This window comes from Erythrobacter sp. THAF29, from assembly GCF_009363635.1.
GTDB lineage: Bacteria > Pseudomonadota > Alphaproteobacteria > Sphingomonadales > Sphingomonadaceae > Erythrobacter.
Window position 1 is genome coordinate 177,918 of record NZ_CP045392.1, and the last position, 21,008, is coordinate 198,925.

General features: G+C 60.8%; 18 protein-coding genes. 8 read left to right on the forward strand and 10 right to left on the reverse strand.

Features of this window, described 5'->3' with window-relative positions:
* The first annotated feature begins 11 nt into the window (after positions 1–11).
* On the forward strand, positions 12–1,100 hold the full coding sequence (locus FIU90_RS00875; protein WP_234029574.1) for a mechanosensitive ion channel family protein: 1,089 nt from the start codon (positions 12–14) through the stop codon (positions 1,098–1,100).
* Positions 1,101–1,106: 6 nt separating this feature from the next.
* Here FIU90_RS00875 and FIU90_RS00880 read toward each other — a convergent pair whose 3' ends face one another.
* Complete coding sequence (locus FIU90_RS00880; RefSeq protein WP_152433061.1) at positions 1,107–3,419, reverse strand: CDC48 family AAA ATPase; 2,313 nt, start codon at positions 3,417–3,419, stop codon at positions 1,107–1,109.
* A gap of 545 nt (positions 3,420–3,964) precedes the next feature.
* On the opposite strand from FIU90_RS00880, the gene FIU90_RS00885 reads away from it, so the two are divergent.
* From FIU90_RS00885 to FIU90_RS00900, 4 genes are read left to right on the forward strand one after another with little or no spacing between them, the layout of a single operon-like run.
* A complete protein-coding gene (locus FIU90_RS00885; protein WP_152433062.1) occupies positions 3,965–4,687 on the forward strand; it encodes a CoA transferase subunit A in 723 nt (240 codons plus the stop codon).
* A complete protein-coding gene (locus FIU90_RS00890) occupies positions 4,684–5,637 on the forward strand; it encodes a hypothetical protein (protein WP_152433063.1) in 954 nt (317 codons plus the stop codon). Before FIU90_RS00885 ends, FIU90_RS00890 begins: the two co-directional genes overlap by 4 nt.
* The gene (locus FIU90_RS00895; RefSeq protein WP_152433064.1) at positions 5,634–6,299 is read left to right on the forward strand and encodes a CoA transferase subunit B; all 666 of its coding nucleotides are present in this window, start codon (positions 5,634–5,636) and stop codon (positions 6,297–6,299) included. The genes FIU90_RS00890 and FIU90_RS00895 overlap by 4 nt, the downstream gene beginning before the upstream one ends.
* A gap of 4 nt (positions 6,300–6,303) precedes the next feature.
* On the forward strand, positions 6,304–7,455 hold the full coding sequence (locus FIU90_RS00900) for a CaiB/BaiF CoA-transferase family protein (protein WP_152433065.1): 1,152 nt from the start codon (positions 6,304–6,306) through the stop codon (positions 7,453–7,455).
* Here the strand turns inward: FIU90_RS00900 and FIU90_RS00905 are convergent.
* The 7 genes from FIU90_RS00905 to hisS all read right to left on the reverse strand — a co-directional run bounded on the left by FIU90_RS00905 (position 7,452) and on the right by hisS (position 15,740).
* Positions 7,452–8,645 carry a DUF418 domain-containing protein gene (locus FIU90_RS00905; RefSeq protein WP_152433066.1) on the reverse strand — a complete coding sequence of 398 codons (1,194 nt, stop codon included), beginning with the start codon at positions 8,643–8,645 and terminating at the stop codon, positions 7,452–7,454. The genes FIU90_RS00900 and FIU90_RS00905 overlap by 4 nt on opposite strands.
* An 18-nt stretch (positions 8,646–8,663) precedes the next feature.
* On the reverse strand, positions 8,664–9,905 hold the full coding sequence (gene metK, locus FIU90_RS00910) for a methionine adenosyltransferase (RefSeq protein WP_152433067.1): 1,242 nt from the start codon (positions 9,903–9,905) through the stop codon (positions 8,664–8,666).
* 82 nt (positions 9,906–9,987) lie between these two features.
* On the reverse strand, positions 9,988–11,595 hold the full coding sequence (gene lnt, locus FIU90_RS00915; RefSeq protein ID WP_152435616.1) for an apolipoprotein N-acyltransferase: 1,608 nt from the start codon (positions 11,593–11,595) through the stop codon (positions 9,988–9,990).
* Between the two features lie 45 nt (positions 11,596–11,640).
* A complete protein-coding gene (locus tag FIU90_RS00920; protein WP_152433068.1) occupies positions 11,641–12,261 on the reverse strand; it encodes a DUF4167 domain-containing protein in 621 nt (206 codons plus the stop codon).
* A 243-nt stretch (positions 12,262–12,504) separates the two neighbouring features.
* Positions 12,505–13,332, reverse strand: a complete 828-nt coding sequence (prmC, locus tag FIU90_RS00925; RefSeq protein ID WP_152433069.1) for a peptide chain release factor N(5)-glutamine methyltransferase — start codon at positions 13,330–13,332, stop codon at positions 12,505–12,507.
* Positions 13,329–14,399, reverse strand: a complete 1,071-nt coding sequence (gene prfA, locus FIU90_RS00930) for a peptide chain release factor 1 (RefSeq protein ID WP_152433070.1) — start codon at positions 14,397–14,399, stop codon at positions 13,329–13,331. Before prfA ends, prmC begins: the two co-directional genes overlap by 4 nt.
* A 105-nt stretch (positions 14,400–14,504) precedes the next feature.
* Positions 14,505–15,740, reverse strand: coding sequence for a histidine--tRNA ligase (gene hisS / locus FIU90_RS00935; RefSeq protein WP_152433071.1), 1,236 nt, complete (start codon positions 15,738–15,740; stop codon positions 14,505–14,507).
* Positions 15,741–15,850: 110 nt separating this feature from the next.
* Here hisS and ppa point away from each other — a divergent pair, with 110 nt between their 5' ends.
* On the forward strand, positions 15,851–16,378 hold the full coding sequence (gene ppa / locus FIU90_RS00940; RefSeq protein WP_152433072.1) for an inorganic diphosphatase: 528 nt from the start codon (positions 15,851–15,853) through the stop codon (positions 16,376–16,378).
* 3 nt (positions 16,379–16,381) lie between these two features.
* On the opposite strand, the gene FIU90_RS00945 is transcribed toward ppa, so the two are convergent.
* Both FIU90_RS00945 and FIU90_RS00950 read right to left on the reverse strand, forming a co-directional pair.
* Positions 16,382–17,731, reverse strand: coding sequence for a mechanosensitive ion channel domain-containing protein (locus FIU90_RS00945; RefSeq protein ID WP_370515101.1), 1,350 nt, complete (start codon positions 17,729–17,731; stop codon positions 16,382–16,384).
* Between the two features lie 138 nt (positions 17,732–17,869).
* Entirely contained in the window at positions 17,870–18,229 is a 360-nt protein-coding gene (locus tag FIU90_RS00950; RefSeq protein WP_152433073.1) for a hypothetical protein, read from the reverse strand.
* Between the two features lie 220 nt (positions 18,230–18,449).
* Between FIU90_RS00950 and lptB the strand changes: the two genes are divergently transcribed.
* Together lptB and rpoN are read left to right on the forward strand one after the other, a co-directional pair.
* Complete coding sequence (lptB, locus tag FIU90_RS00955; protein ID WP_172970139.1) at positions 18,450–19,247, forward strand: LPS export ABC transporter ATP-binding protein; 798 nt, start codon at positions 18,450–18,452, stop codon at positions 19,245–19,247.
* A gap of 159 nt (positions 19,248–19,406) precedes the next feature.
* A complete protein-coding gene (gene rpoN / locus FIU90_RS00960) occupies positions 19,407–20,894 on the forward strand; it encodes an RNA polymerase factor sigma-54 (protein ID WP_152433074.1) in 1,488 nt (495 codons plus the stop codon).
* Positions 20,895–21,008 lie beyond the last annotated feature (114 nt).

The window sequence follows — 21,008 nt, forward strand, 5'->3', positions numbered from 1 at the left end:
TGCTCGATAATATGAACCCCTTTCGGTGGGACGTCGATTGGAACGTCCTGATCTACGAAATTGCCGTGTCGGCACTTGTCGCACTGGCGGCCGTGGCCATTTCCTATCTTGCCTACCGGATAACGTTCGGTCTGCTGAAGAAGATCACCCAGCTTTCCGAATCCGAGACTGACGATCTCCTGATCCAGAATATCCGCTCACCGATCAAATGGTCGTTCATCGCGATCGGTATCACTTTGGCGGCGCAGGTTGATTCAGGGTTGGGGACGGTATGGGAACCGCTTGCCCAGTTCCTTCGTCCTGCCCTGCTGGGCTGGATCGCCTACAACGTCGTCAAGGCATCGGTCGCGACGATCGAGGCACGTCTGGAGAGCTATGACGATCCGGTGGCGACGCGCAGCCGCAAGACCCGCATTGCTGTCCTGTCGAAAATCGCCACCTTCGCGATCGTTGTGATCACCATCGGCCTGATGCTGTTCTCGATCCCCTCGGTTCGGGCAATCGGCACTACCATGCTGGCTTCCGCCGGTCTTGCCGCATTGGCAATCGGCGCCGCGGCCCAGCCTGCCCTAAAGTCGCTTATTGCAGGCGTGCAGGTCGCGCTGACCGAACCACTTCGCATCGGCGATCTCGTGAAGGTCGATGGCGATGCCGGAAGGGTAGAAGAGATCAAGATGGGATTCATCACAGTGCGCACGTGGGACGAGCGCCTGTTGATCGTACCGACTTCACGGTTCCTGGACGAGACGTTCGAGAACTGGTCGCGGGTCAATGAGAGGCTGACCGGGCCGGTTTACCTTCATCTCGATCCGATTGCCGATGTCGATCCTATCCGCGAGGAGTTCGAGCGGTTTGTAAAAGGCCACGAATTGTTCGATGGTCGAAACCTCGCGCTGCTCATGACAGAGGCATATCCAGAGAGTGTCGAACTACGCCTGTCGATGAGCGCAAGAACGATTGGCGACCTTTGGACCCTGCGCTGCGAGACTCGCGAGCACATGCTCAAGTGGCTCCGCGAGCACCAGCCGGAGGCGCTCATTCGCCACCGGCTCGAACTGCCCGGCGGCCATGTGAAAGCCGGCGAACCCGGCGCGCCCTGACCGATTTCAATCGTGTTTGTTCGCGCGCGTCGGCTCCAACGTTTCGGGTGAGAAAAACCCGATCGGATTGACTTCGGCCGCGCGCTTTTTCAGCTCGCCGCGCATCTTGCGATATTCGGCTTCCATCTTGGCTGTGACTGTCGCACGCGAATCCTTGAGCGCTTCCTCAAAGTCTTCGGCCGCAACTTCCGACACCTCGCCGCCGATACGCCTGAGCGCATTCAGCCCCGCCCGGCGAACAACGTCCTCCAGATCGGCACCGGTAAAGCGTTCGGTCTTTTCGGCCACTGCTGCGAGATCGACATCATCTGCCAGGGGCATGTTCGACGTGTGTATCGCAAGGATGTGTTCGCGGCCTTCCTTGTCGGGCGTTCCGACATAGACCAGCTCATCGAAACGGCCCGGACGCAAGAGCGCAGGGTCCACAAGCGTCGGCCGATTGGTTGCGCCGACGACGACGACCGATTGCAGCTCTTCAAGGCCGTCCATCTCGGCAAGGATGGTGTTGACCACGCGCCCTGTAACCTGCGGTTCGCCCTGCCCCGAACCGCGGGCGGGCACGAGGCTGTCGATCTCGTCGATAAACACGACGCACGGCGCGACCGATCGGGCGCGCGCAAACAGCCGGGCGATCTGCTGCTCGCTCTCGCCATACCATTTGGACAGAAGATCCGAGCTCTTCATCGAGATGAAGTTTGCTTCCGCTTCCTTGGCAGTCGCTTTGGCGAGGAGCGTCTTGCCGGTACCCGGAGGCCCATAGAGAAGAAAGCCTTTGGCCGGACGAATGCCAAGCCGGTGAAACGCGTCGGGGTTCTTGAGAGGAAGCTCGATTCCTTCTTTGAGCTTATCAATCGCGTCGCCGACCCCGCCGATATCGTCCCAGCCCACATCGGGCACCTGCACCATGACTTCGCGCATCGCCGATGGCTGGATGCGTTTTAGCGCCGAGAGGAAATCCTCACGGGTGACGCACAGCTCCTCGAGCACTTCCTGCGGGATAGTGCGCTCGTCGAGATCGAGTTTGGGCATGATCCGCCGGACTGCGTCGATTGCCGCCTCACGCGCAAGTGCTGCGATATCGGCGCCCACGAAGCCGTGCGTGATGCGCGAGAGTTCGGTCAGATCGACCTTGTCGCCCAGCGGCATACCGCGCGTATGGATCGCAAGGATTTCGCGCCGACCGGTCTGGTCGGGGACATCGATTACGATCTCGCGGTCGAAGCGACCCGGCCGGCGCAGCGCTTCGTCGATGGCATCTGGCCGGTTAGTGGCAGCAATCACGACAAGGTTGGCGCGCGCCTCCAGCCCATCCATGAGAGTGAGCAATTGCGCCACCAGACGTTTTTCGGCTTCGCCTGGCACCTGCTGACGTTTGGGCGCGATGGAGTCTATTTCGTCGATGAAGACGATCGCGGGCGACACCCGCGTTGCTTCCTCGAAAACCTCGCGCAGCCGTTTTTCGCTTTCGCCATAGCCCGAGCCCATGATCTCCGGGCCGTTAATGGTGAAAAATTCTGCGTCGCTTTCGTTCGCTACTGCCTGGGCGAGCCGTGTTTTACCGGTGCCCGGAGGCCCGTGAAGCAAAACTCCCTTGGGCGGATCCACGCCCAGACGAGTGAAAAGCTCGGGATATCGCAGCGGAAGTTCGACCATTTCGCGAAGCTGCTGAATGGTGTCTTCCATACCGCCGACATCATCGTAATTGACGACCGCCCGCGCATCGCGCGGCTCCTCGAACTCGGTCCGGAGTTCGACTTCGGTATTCTCGTCGATGTGAACGATGCCCTTGGGGCTGGTCGAATGGACCGAGAGCCTGATTTGCGTCAGGGCATAAGCAGGTGCGCGCAGCAATTGCCGCACGTCCGGCGGCATGTTCTGGACTGGCTGCTGGCCGGTGGTCGCAACGAGATCGCCCGCGACAAGAGGTTTTCTGAAGAAATTCCGTTTCAATGCCTGTGTCGGCCCTTGAAGCCGCATTTCGCGCTGTGCGGGCGCAAAAACGACGCGCGTGGCTGGACGCGATTCGGCTGCTGCAATCTCGACGTGCTCTCCGGATCCTGCTTCGGCATTTCCGCGCTGGAGGCCGTCGAGCCGCACTACATCAAGCGTCTCGTCTTCCGCATAGGCAGCCATGGCGATCGCAGCGGTCGTCCGTTTGCCGCGAATTTCGACCGTGTCGCCCTCCGTGATGCCGAGAGCCTGGAATGCCGAGCGTGGCATACGTGCTATGCCCTGTCCCGATTCCTCCTGACGTGCCGCTGCAACCTGCAGGCGAACTGTGCGAACGGGAGCTTCGGTATCGGCGTTGGCATTGGCCATTGGCAAATCCTCTCGGGGAAATCGACTCGCAGGACGGAACTGCTCCCAACAGCTAGGGAGCAGGTCTTGCCAATGCAAACGGCGAGAAGGTCGGAGGTTTCCTTAGAAAGTCGGGATTCTGTATTGGCAAGAGGGTGCCCGGCCATCATCCGGCGCTCGACTTCCCTGCCGACAAAGAAAAAAGCCCGGCACGAGGCCGGGCTTAAAAAGTTTGGGAGAGGATGCCTGAAAGGCAGGATCGATATGCAATGGCTCCAATCATTTCGCAAGTGCGAAAGCCGCATAGTTTGTTGCATTACGCGCAATCTATTGCGTTGAATTGTGACAATTGATGTGCAATCACGCAATTTATCTGCCTAATTTTCGGTCACTGGCATATTTAATAGGCAATCAATGTAAGGTGGAATTGTGCACCGCAGCATCCGCAAGCAACCCCAAGGCAAATGGTGACACGAGCCAGCCAAAGCACTAATCAAACGGCAACCGGGCGGTTCCCGCATGCCGTCGTGTAAACCGCACAACTGTGTCAAAGGGCAGGATATTTCATGAGCAAGATTTTCCCCGATGCCGCGAGCGCGCTTGAAGGTGTGCTCAAGGACGACATGCTGATCGCCGCAGGCGGTTTTGGCCTGTGCGGCATCCCGGAAAAACTGCTCGATGCGATCCGAGACAGCGGCGTTTCCGGCCTCACCTTCGCCAGCAACAATGCCGGCATCGACAACGAAGGGATCGGGAAACTGCTGCGCACCAAGCAGGTGAAAAAAATGATCTCGTCCTATGTCGGCGAGAACAAAGAGTTCGAAAGGCAATTCCTCGCAGGCGAACTGGAAGTTGAATTCTGCCCGCAGGGCACTTTGGCCGAACGCATGCGGGCTGGCGGTGCAGGCATTCCCGGGTTCTACACAAAAACGGGCGTCGGCACGCAGGTCGCCGAAGGTAAGGAGCACAAGGACTTTCCCGATCCCGACGGGGTCATGTCGACCTACATTCTCGAGCGAGGTATATTTGCGGACCTTTCAATCGTGAAAGCCTGGAAGGCCGACGAGACGGGCAACCTCGTTTTCCGCAAGACTGCGCGCAACTTCAACCAGCCCGCCGCGACATGCGGCAAGGTTTGCGTTGTCGAAGTTGAGGAAATAGTTCCCGCCGGAGCGCTCGATCCGGACCAGATCCACTTGCCCGGCGTCTTCGTGAACCGCATGATCGTGGGCGCACCCTACGACAAGAAGATCGAGTTCCGCACGACAAGGGAACGCGAGACCGCGTGACGGGGCGGATCGCCCTTAGCCTTGTGGTGCTGTCCATGCTCGGCATGAGCCTTTCGGGCTGCCTTGCCGTAGCGGCGATTCCGGTGGTCGCTGGCGGCGCAGTGGCCCGAACCGCGACAGATGACCAGCCGGGTCCAAGTGTGGAAGTCGAAACTCGCCCTGATGCAGCCGCCTCCCTACCCGATGCCGGGTCTGCGCAATTGACGTCTTTGGACATTGTCGACGTCGACAATGCTACTCCGGGGCTTGCCGAACCGAGCGTCCCGCCGATGCAGTCGCCTGAAATTACAGAATTCATCCGCTATTCGACCGAGCATGCTTTCGCATTCTCCAAGGGCGAACAGCCCATGACGACTGCCGTACTGCGAGATCCTTCGGCGCTCAACGGCGAACGCCTCGACTGCGCGCCGGAAGATGAGCGCGAACCGGCCGTACTGATCGATCTCGACCCGGGCGATGAAGCATTCAGCGAAGGATCGCCCCTTCCCGATCCTTCGGTTGCGCTCAGCCTGAAAGTCCTTCGATCCGAAGGAGTGACAATCGCCTGGATTTCGAAGAACTCCGCTGCGACTGCCGATCTCGTGCGCGATGCGCTCAACCGGTCGGGCCTCGATCCCGAAGCCGAGGATACGCTGCTCCTGATGCGCTATCCCGGCGACCGCAAGCAGACCAGACGCAAGGAATTTGCGGCCGAAACCTGTCTTATCGCGATTGCAGGAGACCGCCGGGCGGACTTCGATGAGCTTTACGACTACATCACCAATCGAAACGCCGCCATCGAGCTGGAAACGCTCATCAACAATGGCTGGTTTCTGATCGGCGACCAGCCCGAGAGCTATTCATCAATCGAAACTCCGGTGGATGAACCCGCGCCCGACCCGGCACTGGCGGACGTGCAGGCGCCGGGAGTCGAAGGCACTACCACCCCAGACGAAGAGCAAGAGCAATGACCCAAAACGCACACGGATGGACACGCGACCAGATGGCGGCCCGCGCAGCCAAGGAGCTCGAGGACGGATACTACGTGAACCTCGGCATCGGCATCCCGACTCTGGTGGCAAACCATATTCCAGAGGGCATGCTGGTTACGCTGCAAAGCGAAAACGGCATGCTCGGCATTGGTCCGTTTCCGTATGACGACGAGGTCGATCCGGATCTCATCAATGCTGGCAAGCAGACGATAAGCGAGCTGCCGCACAGCGCCTATTTCGACAGCGCGACGAGCTTTGCGATGATCCGCGGCGGTCATATCGACCTCACTGTGCTGGGCGCGATGGAGGTTTCGGAAGATGGCGACATCGCCAACTGGATGATCCCGGGCAAGATGATCAAGGGTATGGGCGGCGCGATGGATCTGGTCGCCGGGGTCAAGAAGATCATCGTCGTGATGGACCACACCGCAAAGGACGGCAGCCCCAAATTCATCCCGGAGTGCACATTGCCCCTCACCGGCAAGAACGTGGTCGATATGATCATCACCAATCTCGGCGTGTTCCATCGCAAGGATCACGACAGCCCGTTTCGCCTGATCGAGCTTGCTCCCGGAGTGACCGAGGAAGAGATCGCGGAGAAAACCACCGCCAACTACGAAGTGGCACTCGAGAACGCCTGATCCCATGTGGCTCGACCAGCCCCGAAATGCCAAAGCTCCGCTCGCCGGTCTCAAGGTCGTCGAGCTTGCACGCGTGCTCGCCGGGCCGTGGGCCGGACAAATCCTCGCCGATCTCGGCGCGGATGTGATCAAGGTCGAAAGCCCCGAGGGCGATGGCACACGGCAATGGGGTCCGCCATGGGTCGAGCGGACAGGCCCCGATGGCCAAGTGCGGCGCGAGGCGGCCTATTACCATGCCTGCAATCGCGGAAAACGCTCGATCGTCGCCGACTTCAAGGACGAGGCCGACCTCCAGCGCGTGCGCGCTTTGTGCCGCGATGCCGATGTCGTGATCGAAAATTTCAAGACGGGCGGCCTTGCGAAATTCGACCTCGATTACAAGACGCTCAAACGGTCCAATCCGAGGCTCGTCTATTGCTCGATCACCGGCTTTGGCCAGACAGGTCCGCGCAGCGCGGAGGCGGGTTACGACTTCGTGATCCAGGGCATGAGCGGATTCATGGCGATCACTGGCGATCCCGATGGCGTGCCAGTCAAAATGGGTATCTCGATCTCCGACCTGTCAACCGGTGTATGGGCTGCCAACGGCATCCAGGCCGCATTGCTGCAACGCGAGCGTACCGGCCAGGGGCAGCTGGTCGATATGAGCCTGCTCGACTGCTCGGTCGCACTGCTCGCAAACCAGGCAACCTATTATCTCACGACAGGTGAAAACCCTCCGCGAATGGGCAATGCACATGCCCAGGTCGCGCCTTATGGCGTCTTCCCGGTGAGCGACGGACACGTCATACTTGCGCCCGCCAATGACCGGCTTTTCGCAAAGCTTGCCAAGTTGCTTGGGCGAGAAGATTTGGCTCAAGATGCGCGGTATTCTTCGAATGGAGGCAGGGTCAAACACACTCAGGCGCTCGACGCGGAAATCGCACTTGAGACAGCCAAGTGGTCCAAGGCCGGATTGCTGGAAGCTTGTCATGCAGCGGGAGTGCCCGCTGGCCCGATCAACAATCTCGATGAAGTGTTCGCCGACGCACAGGTTATTGCTCGCGGACTTCGGGTCGATCTCGGCGGGATGCCGGGCGTGCGCTCGCCATTCATCTTCTCCGATGCGGAACTGGCGTTCGATCGCCCCTCTCCGATGCTGGGCGAGAATGACTAGGAAAGCAGTTTGGCTGCGCTCCGCCAGAGCCGCTCGAACGGCCCCTGCCCGAACCTTTCCAGCCATACAGGCGACCACAGCAGCATGCCAACAATCGGTATGAGCGTGATGGCGAGCGCTTCGGCCCGGCTGACCTCTCCAAACAGGCCGTACCCCCAGCTCGCGAAGATCGCGGCGAGTATCACGCTCGTCATCAGGTAATTGGTCAAAGACAGCCGCCCCACTGCCGCCAGGTGCCGCGTGATCCAGCCACTCGCATTGTAGAACGCCATTGCGAGCGCAGCATAGGAAAGACCGAGAAGCGTATCGAACGGGGCCGACAGGACCAGAGAGGCCGCGCCGACCAGCGCGGCGGGAAATCCAGCGTCGGAAACCCACGATGCAAGTCCGAACAATGCAGGCAAAGCGATAAGCGCGCAGATCGCAGCCAGGCGCTGCATTCGGAACGTTCGCCATTCACGTGCCAGCATCCGGTCTTTCCAAAGCGCCATGCCGAGCGTCATCGCGGCAAGATTGATCGGCAACGATCCGGCAGCCACCCAGAGCTGAGACGGGATACTGGACGCTCGCCGCGCTATTCGCTCACCGAATCCCTCGCGCCCCTGTTCGAGCGAGAACTGGAGTGCAGGCCCATCCACGCCGAAATTGCGTTCGGCAAAGAGCGCTGCATCGCTTCCTGTCCTGCCATTGTAGAAATCGACCACGGCGCCGCCGAGCGCGACGATGCCCGCTCCGACATGGACCGCAACGAAGCCAATCGCGACAGCATAAAGCGCGCGGTGGGACAGTTGCGCCAGCAATGGGAGGGCAAGACCAGCCATCGCATAGGCGCGCAACACATCGTTGCTTGCGAGCAGGACCGAATGCGCAATACCGATGACAAACAGCACCGCCATGCGCGCATAATGTTTTCGCCAGGACCGTTCGCGTTCCTTCGAGAGCAGGATCAAACACCCTGCGCCGAACATCATCGCAAAGAGCGTGCGGAACTTGTCCTCGACGAAGATGAAGCTCGCCGCCCAAACGAAGCGATCGATCGTGCTCTCACCGGCATAGGCAATGGGGTTGTAATAGGCCTGCGCCGGTAACGCGAAAACATAGACGTTCATCCAGACAATGCCGATCACTGCGAGCCCGCGCAGCGCGTCGAGCTCAGTTATTCGGCGGATGCTGGATGCAGGCGCTACCATGCGCAGCGCCCTATCAGATCAGGCAAGCGCTGCCTTCAGGTCATCGACCAAGTCCGTCTTCTCCCAGGGGAAGAAATCTCCGTCGGCGGTCCGCCCGAAATGCCCGTATGCCGCGCTCTTGCGATAGATCGGCTTGTTGAGGCCGAGATGCGTGCGGATCGCGCGCGGCGTCAGGCCACCGAGCTTGCCAATCGACTTGATCGCATCTTCGATTGCCGCATCGTCAACTGTGCCGGTGCCGTGGGTATCGACATAAAGCGACAAAGGCTCCGAGACGCCGATCGCATAGGCGATCTGGATCGTGCAGCGCGTTGCAAGACCTGCGGCGACGACGTTCTTCGCGAGATAACGCGTGATATAGGCTGCGCTGCGATCGACCTTCGTGGGGTCTTTGCCGCTGAACGCGCCGCCGCCGTGCGGTGCCGCTCCGCCATAGGTGTCGACGATAATCTTGCGGCCCGTAAGGCCCGCATCGCCGTCTGGACCACCGATAACGAAGCTACCGGTGGGATTGATGTGCCAGATCGTCTCGTCGGACAGAAAACCATCAGGCAGGACCTCTGCCACGACGTCCTTCACGTAGCTGTGAAGTTCGGCTTCTTTCGCACCCTCGTCATACCCTTCGGCGTGCTGGGTCGAGACGACGACCGCAGTGCATGCGACCGGTTTTCCGTCCCTGTAGCGCAGCGTCACCTGGCTTTTCGCGTCGGGTTCGAGGAATGGCGCTTTGCCCGAATGGCGATCTTCGGCGAGCTTTTCGAGGATCTTGTGGCTGTAATCGATCGGAGCCGGCATCAGGTCAGGCGTCTCGTCGCAGGCGAAGCCAAACATGATGCCCTGGTCGCCTGCACCTTCATCCTTGTTAGAGCCTTCCGCGCCGGCATCGACACCCTGCGCAATATGCGCCGACTGCCCATGGAGGTGGTTTTCGAAGGTCAGCGTCTTCCAGTGGAAACCGTCCTGTTCGTAGCCGATGTCGCGAACGGTCGAGCGCACCGCCTGCTCGATCTCTTCCTTCGCACCCGGGGCCCAACCGCCATTGACGGCCCACTCCTCGTTGTCCTCGTCATACATCGGGGCACAACGGATTTCGCCCGAAAGGATGACGCGCTGGGTCGTCGTCATTGTTTCGCAGGCAACGCGCGCTTCGGGATCTTTCGCCAGCATCAGGTCGACGATGGCGTCCGAAATCTGGTCGGAGACCTTGTCAGGATGACCTTCGGACACGCTTTCGGAGGTGAAGAGATAGTCGCTGCGCATGGAGTTCCCTCGAGGGTTCGGGGTGTCAGATGGAAGATCCCTTATGCAGATATAAGGAAACCTTTATGTCTTGGGCGAATGCCTAGCCGCGCCGCTCCCGCAGTGCAAGCAATCTCGGACCGGCAACGCCCAAAAGGATCAACAGCGCAGCCCAGCCAAGCGGAAGCGCATTGCCGAGCCGGGCGAACAGAGTGGGAGCTTTCGCCGCCGGAACCACCCCGCTAATCGCGTCCGCCTTTCCCGAAGCAATATGCTGCTGCACCACCCCATTCGCATCAATCACCGCGCTGATTCCGGTGGTGGTCGAGCGCAGGACCGGGAGCCCCTCCTCGATCGCGCGCAGTCTTGCCTGGGCGAGATGCTGCGGCGGCCCCCAGGTGCCGAACCAGCCATCGTTGGACGGATTGAATATGTAGTCGGGGCGATTGTCTGGATCGACGACCTGTCCCGAGAAAACGATCTCGTAGCAGATCTGGATACCCGCGCGGCCCTGGTCGCCGAGATCGAGCGTCTGCGGCCCCGGTCCTTCGCGGTAGTCGATCGAGCCAGCCACGAGCCGCGACAGGCCAAGCGGCTCGAGTATCTCGCGCATCGGCAAATATTCGCCATAGGGGACGAGATGCGCCTTGGCATAGTGACCGGTGATATCGCCTTCGCCATCAATCGCAATCACCGAATTGCGCGCGCTGACAACGCTGACGATCCCGGCCTTTTCGCGAAGATCGAGGTTGACGACGCCGGTGAGCAAGGTTGCTTCCGGACCAATGACCGAGGCGATCCGCTTGCGAGCGAAGAGGGGATCGCCGCCAGCGGTCATGCGTGCATAGTGGCGCTGCGGATAACCGTCTTCGAGGTAGTCGGGCACCGCGCTTTCGGGCCAGAGAACCAGACGATCTTTGTCGCGCCCCGGCGCCGTGAGAGCGGCGATCCGCTCGAATTGCTCGTCGAACTTCGTGGGATCGTTGATCTCATCTTGCGTCAGAAGCGGCTGGACGAGGGTGAATGGGATGCCGTCGTTCTGCGGACGAGTAGTGGCAGTCGGGACCAACATTCCTGCCGACAGGATGAGAGCGAGGAGGCCGCTCGACCACCAGCGCTGCTGGGAAAACAGCCAAACCAGTGAAGCTGCTATGAAAGCGGCGGCGCCCGATAGTGCATAGGTGCCGAACCACGGCAGGGCGGCTGCCAGCCCGGCATTATTCCAGCCGCCCAGCAGGATAAGCCCTAGAGGTGGCCAGGGATAACCGGTGAAAATCCAACCGCGTAGCCATTCGGTGACGATCCATGCCCCGGCGAACACTGCTCCGAAAGCGAGCGTACCACCGCGCCTTGCCAAGAGATGTGCTGCCAGCGCGGCCATAGCGGGATAGATCGCCAGATACACGCATAACAGGGGCACCGCGAACCAGCCGAGGAATTCAGGCATCTTCGCCTGGTAGGTAAAGGCAGTCGCGATCCAGTTGTTCGCAATCGTCAGATGTGCCCATCCGAACAACCAGCCCTGCCAAGCCGCCGCACGCCAGGAATTAGCCCCGCGTAGGAGCGCAACAAGCGCTGCAAGCGCGGGAATGGCGATCCACCAGGCGTGAAGTGGCGGATAACCGCAGGCCGCCACGGCCCCAAGGAAAAGCGCGCTCAGGCCGGGCCGTGAGCGCGCTGTCTCTATCAGTCTTTGTAGCCGGGCGTGCATCCGGAGATCTGCGGTTCTGCTCAAATGCTGCCCGTCTGGTGGCGATCAGCCGACCGCTTCGAGGCCGTCATCGCCGTCATCATCAGACGACGAAGCGCTGATCGCTGGCGGAAGGACCGAAGAATCGATCTCCGCCGACTCAGCCTTGTCATCCGATTTTTCCGAACGTGCGCGGCGACGCTTCGGCTTGTCCTCACCCACATCTTCGCCTTTCGGCTTGCGAGCGCGACGCTTGGGCTGGCTGGCTTCGTCGGACGCGCCTTCTGCAGAGACCTTTTCGCCTTCCTGGCCGGCATCGCCTTCGCGATTGGCATCCTGATCATCGCGTCGGCCGCGCGGACGACGCGGCTTGCGACGATTGTCGCCGTCTTCATCGTCGCTGTCGTCATTCGCCTGGCCGCGCTCTTCCTGGCGCTTGGCACGCGCCTCTTCCTGGCGGGCCTTGTTATCGGCGATGACGCGGAAGTAATGGTCGGCGAATTGCAGGTAGTATTCGGCCTGCACGCGGTCACCATTATGCTGCGCATCCTGTGCGAGCTTTTTGTATTTATCCAGAAGCTGCGGCGCATTGCCGCGCGCCCGGCTGTCGATCCGGTTCTGGCTGTTCGCGCCGCCCTGATTGCGATTTCCGCGACCGCGGCGACGATTATTACGATTGCTATTCAAGGAAATTCTTCCCTTTAACGACCCAGCGAGACCCCCTTGGTCCACGCTTACGGCCAACAGACTGTGCGTCTTCGCGCCATATGCACGGCGCGCGCCCCGCGCTGCCTGGCCTTAGGGAGAGCCCTTACGGCCATCTGACATCGAATTTGGAGCTGGACCCCGCTTCGTGCGCCCCTGCGCAGAAAAGTGGCCTGATTCGGAGTTAGCGAGCCGAATCGCGTTTGCCAAGCCCTGCCGGTCAATTCATGTGCGGAAGATCAGAACCCGTGGCCGATTTGCCAGATCGCGGCGCATGCCGACCGAAAATCCGCTTTCTTCCGCGATTTCAGTCACCGACTCGGCCTGAGTGGCCCCGATTTCGAGTAGAGCGAGGCCATTTTTGGTCATCAGCTTGCCAAGCTGCGGAAAAATCGCGCGATAGTCGTCAAGCCCTTCAGGGCCCGAAAAAAGTGCCCCTGAAGGCTCGAAATCCCGGACGTCGGGGCCAAGATCGGCGGCCTCCTCGACGTAAGGTGGGTTGCACAAGATGAGATCGAATTGACCGAGATCGTCGCCCCAGCCCGGTTTGTTCCAGTCACGTTGGAGAAAACGCGCTTGTGCGCCGGTCAGGCCAAGAGACTGGGCGTTCCTCCCTGCGACCCGGACCGCTGTTTCGGATGCATCGATCCCGATGCCGTGCGCATTTTCCAGCTCAAGAAGTGCGGTCACGAGCAATGCCCCCGATCCCGTGCCAAGATCGAGCAGCCGGCTTGCATTGGGTGCCAGATCCAGCGCCGCCTCGATCAAGGTCTCGCTATCGCCGCGAGGGATCAGGATCCCGGCTTCGACCGCGAATGTGCGACCGTAGAATTCCTGCTTGCCGATTATGTAGGCGATGGGTTCGTGGCAGATCCGCCTTTGCACCAGCGCGTCATAGCCCCCGGGGGCGGCCTCGCGCATTGCGCGCACGAGCATGTCGGATCGGCTGAGGCCAAGCGCATGCGCCATCAGAACTTCGGCATCCAACCGCGCGGTATCACTGGTCGCCGACAGGCGTTCGGTAGCGGCCCTGATGGACTCGGCGACGGTCACTCGCTGAGCGCCGCCAGTCGCTTGGCTTCGTCCTCGGCAATCAGTGCATCGACCAGTTCGCCAAGGCCGGGTCCGGCGAGCACTTCCTCTAGCTTGTGCAGTGTCAGCCCGATGCGATGGTCGGTGACGCGGCCTTGCGGGAAGTTGTAAGTACGGATGCGCTCGGAGCGGTCGCCGCTGCCGACCATGGCCTTTCGCGCCTCGGCCTCCGCCCCTTGGGCCTCGTCGCGCATCTTTTCATAGAGCCGCGCGCGCAGCACCTGCATCGCCTTGGCGCGGTTCTTGTGCTGGCTGCGCTCGTCCTGCTGGGTAACGACGATGCCGCTGGGCAAGTGGGTGATGCGCACGGCAGAATCGGTCGTGTTGACGTGCTGTCCGCCCGCGCCGCTCGCTCGGTAGATGTCGATCTTCAGATCCTGGTCGGCGATTTCGACATCGACCTCGTCGGGCTCGGGCAGCACCGCGACCGTCGCCGCGGAGGTATGGATGCGCCCGCCGCTTTCGGTGACGGGCACACGCTGGACGCGGTGGACGCCGCTTTCGAATTTGAGCTTGGCGAACACGCCCTGCCCGCTGACATTGGCGACGATTTCCTTGAACCCGCCGACTTCGGAAGCGTTCATGCTGACCGGTTCGACGCGCCAGCCCTGCTCTGCAGCGAAGCGTTCGTACATGCGGTAGAGATCGCCCGCGAACAGCGCAGCCTCGTCGCCGCCCGTCCCTGCGCGAATTTCGAGCATGGCGGGCTTGCTGTCAGCGGCATCGCGCGGGAGCAGCGCGATGGCAAGCTGGCGCTCCTTTTTGGGCAGCGCCTCGCGGATTTGCGCAAGCTCCTCTTCCGCCATCGCCTTCATCTCGGGATCGGCGAGCATCTCCTCGAGCTCCTCGATCTCCTCGCGCATCGCCTTCACTTCGGCAGCAACCTTTGCGACCGGCTCGAGCTCGGCATAGTCACGCGAGGCTTGGACAAACTCGTCACCCTCGAGCGTGCCCGAAGCCATGCGCGCTTCGAGTTCGGCGAAGCGGTTGGCGATCTGGTCGAGACGGTTGGCAGGGATTTGCGTCATTGGGCTTTTCTAACTCGTCATCCCGGGCTTGACCCGGGATCCCGCTACTTATGACATTGTCGGGAAAAAGGAAGCTGGACCCCGGATCAAGTCCGGGGCGACGATCTAGTTGTAGTGACGGATCGAGCCAAGGACGGGCGCATCCAGATTATCGGTTGTAATGCGGTGTCCCATATCGGCCTGGAGCGAAAGGATTACCACCGGATCACGCTTCACCGCTTTGTCGAACCGCTTCCTAGGCGACCCCGCTGCCACAAGTTCGGCGACAAAGCCCTCAGCGCGCGCGGCTTTGAGTGCACCGATCGCTTCGGCAACGCGGTCGTCATCCTCAACCACTATGATCAAATCGCAGGCCGGTTCACCCTGCTCACCAACAAGCATCGCCAGCCGCTCGATGCCAGCAGCCCAGCCGACCGCCGGGGTCGGCGCACCGCCGAGGCTCTCCATGAGCCCGTCATAGCGCCCGCCGCCGAGTACCGTGCTTTGCGCGCCCAACGCTTCGGCGGCCTCCGATCCTTCATCGGGAATGAACTCGAAGGCCGTGTGGCGATAATAGTCCAGCCCGCGCACCAGATTCTCGGCGCGCTGCCATTTGACGCCCGCCGCGTCGAGGCCGCTTGTGACGCTCTCGAAAAAGGCTAGCGCCTCGTCGGTCAGGAAGTCGTCGATTTTCGGCGCATCGGTGAGGAACGCCTTGTCGCGGCGGTCCTTGGAATCGAGAATGCGCAGCGGGTTCTTTTCCAGCCGTTGCTGCGAATCTTCCGACAGTTCGTCCTGCACCGCGCGGAAATAATCGACCAGCGCCGCGCGCCAGTTCTCGCGGCTGTCTGCATCGCCCAGCGTGTTGAGGTGCAGCGTCACGCCCTCGATCCTGAGCTCTTTCAAAAGCTGGTCGGCCATCGCAAGCAATTCGACATCCGCTTGCGGTTCGGCGGCGCCGATGATCTCGGCATCGATCTGATGGAACTGGCGGTAGCGCCCCTTTTGCGGGCGTTCATAGCGAAACAGCGGACCATGTGTGGCGATCTTCAGCGGTGCGTGCTGCTGCCAGCCATTGGTGAGGTAGGCGCGCGCGATCCCGGCGGTGAATTCAGGGCGCAGGGTGAGTGAGTCCCCGCCGCGATCCTCGAAAGAATACATCTCTTTCGAGACCACATCGGTCGTCTCGCCGATTGCGCGGCTGAACACCTCGGTCTTCTCTAAGACCGGCATTTCGACCCGGCGAAAGCGGTACAGCTTGCGCACGCGCTCGAAGGTTTCGACGACGAAAGCGAAGGCTTCAGCATCGGGGCCGAAAATGTCCTGTGTGCCGCGAATGGCTTTTGGCGTATTCTTGCTCATGTGGTGCGCCCCTAAGCCACACTCGATCTTGCCGCAATATCGAGAGCAGGCTATCGGCGCCCGCGAAGTCCTTGGGAGAGGGGCCGAACAACAGACAAGAAAGCCCAACCATGCGCATCGACAAGATTCCCACTGGCGAAAACCCGCCTGAAGACCTGAACGTCATCATCGAAGTTCCAACCGGCGGAGAGCCGGTAAAGTACGAGTTCGACAAGGAGAGCGGCGCGCTGTTTGTCGACCGTATCCTGCACACCCCGATGCGCTATCCGGCCAATTATGGCTTCGTGCCGCACACACTATCGCCTGACGGCGATCCGCTCGATGCGCTGGTAATCGCGCGCTCGCCATTCATCGCAGGCTGCGTCGTGCGCGCGCGCCCGATCGGCGTGCTCAACCTTGAGGACGAGCATGGCGGGGATGAAAAACTCATCTGCGTGCCGGTCGACACGACCTTCCCCTACTATGCCGATGTTGGCGAACGGCAGGACCTGCCCTCGATCGTGCTGCAGCAGATCGAGCATTTCTTTACCCACTACAAGGACCTCGAAAAGGAAAAGTGGGTGCGTGTCGGCAATTGGGGCGATGCCGCAGAGGCCCGCAAGATCGTGATCGAAGCAATCGAACGAGCTAGGAGGTAGGCTCTACTCTACGGGGCGCGATGGATCGAGCAGGTCCTTCGCCTGCTCGCCGTCGCTCTTGCGCTCCTGTTCGACCATTTCGCTGATCTCGCTCTCGGGCTTGAAGTCCTCCTCCGCAGCGTCGGGTTCGGAAATGCGGCGTCTTGGTTCGTTGGGCTTGGTTTCGACGACTTTGGCCGATCGACCGATCGGAAGCGGGTCGGTGCGCCCATCGAACCGGAGACGATAGATTGGCTCGGGCAAAGCAAAGCCTTCGGTCTCGAGCGCGTCCTTCACGGCCGCAATCGCAAGGCTGCGCGACTTGTACCAATCCGCCTCGCGCTGGTCGATCCAGCCGAGAAACAGGATGACTATGTTCGAGTCCCCGACATCGGCGATACGCGCGGCAGGTTCCGGCTCGGCCAGGACGAAAGACAATCCGGCAAGCGTCTCCTGCCCCAGTTTCATCGCAGCACGCGGGTCGTCATCGGCATCGATGCCAAGTTCGAATTCGAAGCGGCGCTGCGGATTGCGGGTGTAATTCACGATGACCGCCTTGAAGACCTGCGCGTTGGGAATGCGCAGATGGTTGCCCTCGAGCGTCATCAAAACCGTGGCCCGACTGGTGAGGCGGATCACGCGGCCTTCGAGGCTGTCGATCAGGACGTGGTCGTTGGGCCGGAACGGCTGGCGCAGGCTCAGCATCAAGGAGGCGACGTAGTTTTCGATCGTGTCGCGCATTGCAAAGCCGAGCGCGATGCCGATCACCCCGGCCCCGCCGAGTACTGCGCCGAGCAGCGCTCCTGCGCCCAGCATATCGAGCGCAATGACGATACCCCCAACGACAAATGCGAAGCGGATGAAGCTGCGGATCAGTTCGGCCAGGAACGCATTCGGCGCGATCCGGTCCCAGATAAAGCCTAGCCTGGCGATGAGGTAACCGAGCGAACCTATCGCGATCGCAAGAAGGACGGCGACGCCAAGCAGGGGAAAGCCCTCGACGAACTCCGCGAGCAGTTCCGAGATCTTTCCGAATACAGAAAGGTTCTGTTCGACCGAAAGATCGCGCTCGATGCCATTTTCAACCGTGACGACACCGGCCACCCGGCCGGCAATGCTTTCAGCGCGGGCGATAGCATCGGCATCCGGCATCGTACCTGACAGAGTGACAACGCCTTCACGGGTTTCGACGGCAACGTTGTCGAAGCCGGGCAACTCCGAAAATATTCCTTCGATCCGTTCGGTGATGCGTTCATCATCTCCGACGTCGGGATCTTGCTCGATCGTTGCCTGAGCCGCTTCCGTTTGCTCCGCTTCGGAGCCTTCGCCGCCGGGTGCGGGCAGCAGGGCAAGCGCCGGGGCGGCAAGTGCCACGCAAATTATCGATATGAGAAGCCTAACAATACCCAAAGCGCCGCTCCCTAACCGTCCAGCCATGCCAGCGGACAAGGGATCAACCGGTACAACAAGCTATACGTTCCCGCGTCATGGATGCGGGATCAGCGAATATCCTCAGAAAATCGCTTTGAAAATGCCGGTGAGGATCAGCGGCAGGCCGATCGCTGCGATCCAGAGCACGCTGATGTCCCGGCGGAATGCCGGCGCGAGCGCCGGATCATGCGCATCTTCATCGGAGAGGTTTTTCCAGCGCTTCTCGAACCAACGGCATCCGGGGATGATTGCTGCCACCAGCACCACGAGCGCCAGATAAGGCAACAGCGAAGAAAAGCCTTCGGCCAGCGCCTTCACAGTCACGAAAATCTGCAGCGCGGTGTATACGAGCAATGCATAAGCGACATGGTCGCTTATCGATTTGCGCCAGTCGACGCCATGCGCATCGACGCCGGTTTCGTGCTGCGAAATGTCGTTCATTAAACCGCTCCCCAACGGATTCTCACTCTCCAGCCTCAAATTATCCCAGAGAGCGGGCTGCGTTGCAAGCGCGGTTAACCAAGCACCGGATTGTCGAGGGAAATCGGGTCATTGGGCGGGCGCGAAAACCTGCATCTGCCCCCTCCAAAGCAAATTTCTTGCCAATTCGGGTCGTGATACCCTTTTCTGAAAGGATGAGGCTGCTAAGGCTCTCAGGAATATGAGTGAGACCCCCACCCTCGAAGAGCTCGCCCAGTCGCCTGCCTCGTCAGTGGATGCGACCGCGCCGCTGCCCCACGGTGGGCTCGAAGTGGTTTCGATCGCGAAGAGTTACGACAAACGCGCGGTGCTGACCGATATTTCGCTCACCGTGGATAAGGGCGAAGTCCTCGGTCTTCTCGGGCCGAACGGCGCTGGTAAGACGACGTGCTTCTATTCGATCATGGGACTGGTGAAGCCGGATTCGGGACGCATCCTGATGGATGGTGAGGACGTGACCAACCTGCCGATGTATCGCCGCGCGATCCTGGGGCTCGGCTACCTGCCGCAGGAAACCAGCATCTTTCGCGGAATGACGGTCGAGCAGAACATCAATTGCGTGCTCGAAATGGTCGAACCCGATGCCGAGACTCGGGCGCAGGAGCTTGAGCGCCTGCTCGGCGAATTCGGCCTTACCCGCCTGCGCGAAAGCCCGGCCATGGCCCTTTCCGGCGGTGAGCGCCGTCGCTGCGAGATCGCGCGCGCGCTCGCGGCGAAACCTTCGATCATGCTGCTCGACGAACCCTTTGCCGGGATCGACCCGCTTTCGATCAGCGACATTCGCGATCTAGTGAAGGATTTAAAGCGCCGCGGCATCGGTGTCCTCATCACCGATCACAACGTTCGCGAAACCCTCGACATCGTAGACCGCGCCTGCATCATCTATGGCGGGCAAGTGCTGTTCGCGGGCACCCCGCAGGAACTCGTGGCAGACGAGAACGTGCGAAGGCTCTACCTCGGAGAGAGCTTCACGTTATGATGTTCCGGCGATTGGAAACCTGATGCTGTGCGGCGGACCCCGATCCGCCGGGGCCGCAACGGCCCACACCCCCTCCCGGCCAACCCATCAGTATAGTCCCGTGGGTTGGCCGGGAGGGGGTGTGGGCTGGCGCAGTTCGAGCGTGAGCGAGAAAGACTGATGGCGCTCGGCCCCAGACTGGACCTTCGCCAATCGCAACAATTGGTGATGACGCCGCAGCTGCAGCAGGCGATCAAGCTGCTCGCGGCTTCCAATCTCGAGATCGAAACCTTCATAGGCGAAGCGCTCGAGAGCAATCCGCTGCTTGAGGCGGGTTCGGTATCGCGCGAGGACAGCGGCGGCGGCGAGCCGGACGACATACCGCGCGAAGAATTCACCTCCGACCGGCTCATGGCACAGGCGCAAGGCGAAAGCGAAGCCCCGCTCGATATCGACCGCAGCGCCTTGGACCGGGACCGCGATACCGGTGATGGCGACCGAGGGAGCGGGGAGTGGGGGACAGCCGTGTCCTCAGGCGCGTCTTACGAGGATTTCCCCGATATCGACGCGACGCGGGCGGCGGAGACGACCCTTGCAGAACATCTCAATGAACAGGTCGGCGGCGTTGCAACCAGTCCCAAAGAGGCCTTCATTGCGCGCCACATTATCGGACTTCTCGATGATGCCGGCTATCTTGCGACCGACCTGCGCGAGATCGCCAGTGATCTTGCTGTGACGCTCGACGAGGTCGACGATGCGCTCACCGTCGTCCAGATGCTTGATCCGACAGGCGTAGGAGCGCGAAGTCTCGCCGAATGCCTCGCCATCCAGGCGCGAGAGGCCGACCGCTACGATCCCTGCATGCGTGCGATGATCGACAATCTCGATCTTGTGGCCAAAGGCGAGGTGGAGCGGTTGAAACGCCTGTGCGAAGTCGACGACGAAGACTTTGCCGATATGCTTCACGAATTGCGCGAATACGATCCGAAGCCCGGCCTCGCATTCGCGCCGAGCACCGATGACGCTGTAATTCCCGACATTCTTCTTGCGGCAAAGGACGATGGCGGGTGGGAGATCAACTTGAATGAGGATACGCTCCCGCGACTCGTCGTGAACCGCAATTACTATGTGGAGCTGTCCGAAGGCTCGCCCGATCCCGAAGCGCAAAGCTGGCTCAAGGAAAAGCTCGCAGATGCGCATTGGCTGATCCGTGCGCTCGACCAGCGACAGAAGACGATCCTCAAAACCGCAGCCGAAATCGTAAGACAGCAGGACGGTTTCTTCCGTCGCGGCGTCTCGGAGCTTCGCCCGCTGACCTTGCGCGAGGTCGCCGAAGAGATCGACATGCACGAAAGCACGGTCAGCCGTGTGACCAGCAACAAGTATTTGCACTGCGACCGCGGCACATTCGAGCTCAAGTATTTCTTCTCCAGCGGGGTTGCGAGCGCGGACGGCGAAGGCGCAAGCGCCGAAGCGATCAAGGCGCGGATCAAGGCGCTCACGGATGCCGAGGATCCGAAGAAGGTCCTGTCTGACCAGAAGCTCGCCGACCTGCTCAAGGAAGAAGGGTTCGACCTTGCCCGGCGGACTGTTGCAAAGTATCGCGAGGCCATCGGGATAGGATCGAGCGCGCAGCGGCGGCGTGCAAAGAAGCTCGAAAATCTCTAGCAATGTCAGGTCGCTGGCGATGGCCGTCTACGCACAAGCACCTGTGACATAAAAGACTCGCAAACTTTTCGAGGAACCCTTTTACGCGACGTTAACCTTTTCCGTTCAGACCTT

What these genes read in the sequence shown, in the direction of transcription:
- FIU90_RS00875 (WP_234029574.1), top strand. Translation starts at nt 12, where the DNA reads ATGAACCCCTTTCGGTGGGACGTCGATTGGAACGTCCTGATCTACGAA.
- FIU90_RS00880 (WP_152433061.1), bottom strand. Translation starts at nt 3,419, where the DNA reads ATGGCCAATGCCAACGCCGATACCGAAGCTCCCGTTCGCACAGTTCGC.
- FIU90_RS00885 (WP_152433062.1), top strand. Translation starts at nt 3,965, where the DNA reads ATGAGCAAGATTTTCCCCGATGCCGCGAGCGCGCTTGAAGGTGTGCTC.
- FIU90_RS00895 (WP_152433064.1), top strand. Translation starts at nt 5,634, where the DNA reads ATGACCCAAAACGCACACGGATGGACACGCGACCAGATGGCGGCCCGC.
- FIU90_RS00900 (WP_152433065.1), top strand. Translation starts at nt 6,304, where the DNA reads ATGTGGCTCGACCAGCCCCGAAATGCCAAAGCTCCGCTCGCCGGTCTC.
- FIU90_RS00905 (WP_152433066.1), bottom strand. Translation starts at nt 8,645, where the DNA reads ATGGTAGCGCCTGCATCCAGCATCCGCCGAATAACTGAGCTCGACGCG.
- metK (WP_152433067.1), bottom strand. Translation starts at nt 9,905, where the DNA reads ATGCGCAGCGACTATCTCTTCACCTCCGAAAGCGTGTCCGAAGGTCAT.
- lnt (WP_152435616.1), bottom strand. Translation starts at nt 11,595, where the DNA reads ATGCACGCCCGGCTACAAAGACTGATAGAGACAGCGCGCTCACGGCCC.
- prfA (WP_152433070.1), bottom strand. Translation starts at nt 14,399, where the DNA reads ATGACGCAAATCCCTGCCAACCGTCTCGACCAGATCGCCAACCGCTTC.
- hisS (WP_152433071.1), bottom strand. Translation starts at nt 15,740, where the DNA reads ATGAGCAAGAATACGCCAAAAGCCATTCGCGGCACACAGGACATTTTC.
- ppa (WP_152433072.1), top strand. Translation starts at nt 15,851, where the DNA reads ATGCGCATCGACAAGATTCCCACTGGCGAAAACCCGCCTGAAGACCTG.
- FIU90_RS00950 (WP_152433073.1), bottom strand. Translation starts at nt 18,229, where the DNA reads ATGAACGACATTTCGCAGCACGAAACCGGCGTCGATGCGCATGGCGTC.
- lptB (WP_172970139.1), top strand. Translation starts at nt 18,450, where the DNA reads ATGAGTGAGACCCCCACCCTCGAAGAGCTCGCCCAGTCGCCTGCCTCG.
- rpoN (WP_152433074.1), top strand. Translation starts at nt 19,407, where the DNA reads ATGGCGCTCGGCCCCAGACTGGACCTTCGCCAATCGCAACAATTGGTG.